This window comes from Microvirga sp. P4_G7 (assembly GCF_056401005.1).
On the sequence record NZ_JBFUKD010000335.1, the window covers coordinates 1 to 3,869 of the forward strand.

At 60.2% G+C, this 3,869-nt stretch carries 4 protein-coding genes; 1 reads left to right on the top strand and 3 read right to left on the bottom strand.

The window, feature by feature from the left end:
• Positions 1-125 precede the first annotated feature (125 nt).
• Together AC1DT3_RS13940 and AC1DT3_RS13945 are read right to left on the bottom strand one after the other, a co-directional pair.
• Complete coding sequence (locus AC1DT3_RS13940) at positions 126-1,268, bottom strand: helix-turn-helix transcriptional regulator (RefSeq protein ID WP_477465850.1); 1,143 nt, start codon at positions 1,266-1,268, stop codon at positions 126-128.
• A 345-nt stretch (positions 1,269-1,613) separates the two neighbouring features.
• Complete coding sequence (locus AC1DT3_RS13945; protein WP_477465851.1) at positions 1,614-2,156, bottom strand: DUF1697 domain-containing protein; 543 nt, start codon at positions 2,154-2,156, stop codon at positions 1,614-1,616.
• Between the two features lie 150 nt (positions 2,157-2,306).
• On the opposite strand from AC1DT3_RS13945, the gene AC1DT3_RS13950 reads away from it, so the two are divergent.
• Positions 2,307-3,179 carry a polysaccharide deacetylase family protein gene (locus AC1DT3_RS13950; protein WP_477465852.1) on the top strand — a complete coding sequence of 291 codons (873 nt, stop codon included), beginning with the start codon at positions 2,307-2,309 and terminating at the stop codon, positions 3,177-3,179.
• Positions 3,180-3,182: 3 nt separating this feature from the next.
• Here the strand turns inward: AC1DT3_RS13950 and AC1DT3_RS13955 are convergent.
• The coding region (locus tag AC1DT3_RS13955) for a LysR substrate-binding domain-containing protein (protein ID WP_477465853.1) at positions 3,183-3,869 on the bottom strand (687 nt) is incomplete at its 5' end.

The following is a 3,869-nucleotide window of genomic DNA, read 5'->3' on the forward strand; positions in this document are numbered from 1 at the left end:
CAACGGGATATGGTCCAGTGGTTCGCGAAGTCCACCACCCGACAGGTCGCCGCAAGATCAGCTCCCGGAACCGGGCGCATCCAAACGTTTGTTTGCGCCTACCGACGACGGCGCGGGTCGTCGTATCAATTGCGTTGACCGGCGCCGCCGAGCGCCAATCGAAGAAGGTCGGTCTGCCGGGTTTCGCCGGTCTTCGCGAAAATTTGTTTCAGGTGAGTTTTGACGGTGTTGAGACTGAGTTCCGACTCGTCCGCATATTCGGAGAGTCGCTTGCCCTGAATGAGCGCTTCGAAAAGTCGGGCCTGGGCGTGGGTCAGTCCAAAGCGATCGGCGACTTCCTTGCCCGTCTTCTGCGGTTTGCTATTGGGATCTTCGATGATGAGCATGGCGGTCGGCGCGCTCGGTACGCCGATCTGGCGATGATCGGCCGGCACCGGCGTAACGGATATCCTGACGGGCGAGCCGTCCTGGCTCCGGAGCGATAGATTGCCGCCTGCAACGAGGCTCTTGCCGCCGCCCGCGAGAGCGGCCTGGCGTATCAGCCGCAGCAAATCTTGCGTCGCCGATGCGGTCAAACCGACGATATGGTCGAACCGAACCATCAACGTGCGGCCAGATGAGAGGATATCTTCACCAACGCGGTTCGCGAGGATGACGCGTCCCTCGCCGTTGGTCAGGATGACGCCGATCTGCAGATGGTCGAAGGCCGAGAAGGTACCGTCATGACGGAAGCGCGCCAGGGCGAGTTCCTGGTGGACTTTCACGGCCCTGCGGATATGGGGCATGATGATGTTCCAACCGGATGTCTCATCACGCTCGAGTTCCGCGAACCGGCGGGGGCGCAACACGGTAACGCATGTGGCCTCGGTTCCACTGACGATCAGCGGCGTCGCGATCATCTCGTAAAGACCCTGCGGACGCAGCCAGTCGGCGTAGAATTCACCACGCTCCAAAGCCGACGGATCGACGAGGCGGGCGCCGACGAGCAGCTCACCCTCGCGGGTTGGCGACGATCCGGGGGTGGGCCAGATCTGCGGGTACCAAGGATTCACGTTCGCGTAGTATTGCGCGTAATTCGCCGCAAATGCCGGGTCGCCGCCGCCATACTCGACGAGGCCGACTTCGTTATTGCTTGAATTTTGAGAAAAAAGACCTGCGTTTCCACGGAACAGACGCGAAAACTCGATCAGAAAATCGCTCCAGCGCTCCCTGTCGAGGGATGCAGCGTAAACAAGTTCTATGAGATTAAAGAGATCCTTGTCGTTCATATCGACCTTATTGAACGTCGTTTGACACAGCAAAGCGCGATGAAAAAACGGAGTGTTGTTTGTTCTACTTTGCGATGTGCCATTTAACTGAACGGTGCCCCGGGTCTGCTCAGGTCTGAGCTTTCTTCTCGCTGAGGCGTTCTGAGCCCAGGCAGGTTGACTTGGAGGAGCGGGCGGGAGGAGGGGGATGGACTGAAACGGTGGCGCGAGAATTGGGCGACCAAGGACGGCAACTCATAGGCGAACCGGCTTTTGGGGCGTTCTGCACGCGAGGGTTACCATACGACATCCTTTGGTTGTCGTACCTAAACGACATTACGTCAAGGGTAGTTCCGCACATGCCGGCTAGTCGTCGAGAGCCTTCRCAATTTTCAGGGCGGTATTCCAATTTCGGTTGGTGCCGACAGCACCCAGGGCCTTGAGGCCGAAGCCGGCCGGGATCCGTGATTCGGATATATTGGCGTTCCCGAACCAGATATAGAAATCCCCATCTGCCGTTCGCTCGATCCGCTCCTCGGCAGATGTTCGCCGTTTGAGCTGTTCGAGTCCGGCATCGGGCAGCGACGTCCGCATAGCCCAGACGAGAAGTCGCGACGGGGCGATGGCGGCCTCCGCTGGGAATGGATTGGACGCGAGCAATGCACGCCACTGGTCGCTGGTCTTGACGATGATCTCCGTCGGCTTGCCGTAGAACGCCCGACACGCCGCCTCCAGCTCACGCTCGAGTGTGCGCGGCGCCTTGCGGGAGCGAAATACGAGATTGCCTGTCGCTATCACAGAGCGCACGTCCACGCCGCCGACTTGCCGGACGAAGTCCTTCGCGTCGGTCATCTTGACCCGCTGTCCGTTGATCAAGATGCTGCGCATCAGAGCAACCATCAACGCCATTGCTTTTCCTTTTCGCATTTTGCCGAGGCAGCACCTTTTGCCATTGTCCGCGGATCGGCACCATTCCATTTCCGACTGGTCGCAAGGAAATCAATTCAATTGCCATTCTGCGCCGGGCTGGCAGCATCGCCGTGACGCGAGGAGAACAAGATGTCGAACGAGTCCGCGCCCAGACCCGCCAATCTCGCAGGTCCGGCCCCCGAGTTTCCATGGCCGGACAACAAGCGCTGTGCGCTTTTCCCAGGCTTCGACGTGGACGCGGAATCGGTGTGGCTCGGAATGGACAGGCGCAATGCCGAGCGGCTCGTCACCATGTCCTATGGCGGGTACGAGGCGAGGGTAGGAATACCCAAACTTCTGGAATTGCTCGCCCGCTATGAGGTCAAGGCCACCTTCTTCGTTACCGGCTGGACTGTCGAAGCGCACCCCGCCGCCTGCGAGGCGATTCTGAAGGGAGGCCACGAGATCGGGCATCACGGTTATTGGCACCTGCGTCCCGAACCGGGCGATCTTTCGACCATGATCGAGGAGGTCGATCGCGGCTTCGATGCGCTGAAGCGTGTGCTCGGCGTCACTCCCATCGGATATCGCGCTCCGTCTGGAGAGAGCTTTACCGAATTGCTGGCGTTGCTGCGCGACAGGGGAATTCGGTACTCGAGTTCGTGGCGCGACGATATTCGCCCGTATCGACACGTGCTGCCAGATGGGCCAGGGCCGATCGAAATTCCCGTGAACTACTCCTTCGACGATTGGAACTTCGGAATCACGCATCGCATGAGTTCGCGGGCCCTCTTCGGACGCGAGGAAGTGCTGTCGATCTGGCGCGATGAATTCGATCAGACGCGGGAATGGGGCGGGGTTGCGACGATGATCATGCACCCGCAAGTCTCGGGCCGGCCGATGCGATATCGGATCCTCGAGGAATTCCTGCAATACGTACGCCGATACGACGACGTGTGGTGGACGACGGGGCGCGAGATTACGGAGCATTTCGAGGCCGGTGAACGCGCACAAGCCGTTTGACGGTTACGCGGATAGCGCGGTCGGCGAAGGTATCTCCTTCGGTTCGCAATCGCGCGCTTCGCGCAGAACCCAATCGCGCAATGTCGACAAGCCCGCGCTCATCGGCCGGTCGGCCGGCGTCGTCAACCAATAGCTGTTCCTGCTCGCGAAGCCGAGGCCGAGAGGATTGAGGAGCAATCCGCTCGACAATTCATCGAGGATGAGGCTGCGCGGCACAAGCGCCAATCCCTGACCGCTGATGGCCGCGCGAATGACGAGCGAATAATAGCCGAAGCGCACGATGCGCGCGGGCGAAAGCTCATCGAGGCCATGGGCCTTTCCGAAATCGGTCCAGCGAAGCGGAGTCTGGCGGTGATCGAGGACGGGGAAGCGACCGACATCTTCCGCCGAGGCGATGCCGCCGCTGCGTGTAATCAAATGGGGCGATCCGACGAGAATGACGTCCCGTCCCAGCACATAATCCGCGTTCCAGCCTGGCCATTCGCCGTCGCCGAAACGAAATACAGCATCAGCCTCTTCGAGCGTGTCGCTCGGTGCAAATGTCGTGAATTGGACTTCGATGTCGGGATGAAGATCGGAGAACCGCGAAAACCGCGGCATGAACCAACGATCTCCGAGAATCGGCAACACGTGAAGCCGGATTGCCGGTTGTGTCGCTCGCAACGCCGCGACGCGAACCGCCGCGGTCTC

Excerpts from the sequence above, each read along its gene's own strand:
- AC1DT3_RS13940 (WP_477465850.1), bottom strand. The coding sequence starts at position 1,268 with ATGAACGACAAGGATCTCTTTAATCTCATAGAACTTGTTTACGCTGCA.
- AC1DT3_RS13950 (WP_477465852.1), top strand. The coding sequence starts at position 2,307 with ATGTCGAACGAGTCCGCGCCCAGACCCGCCAATCTCGCAGGTCCGGCC.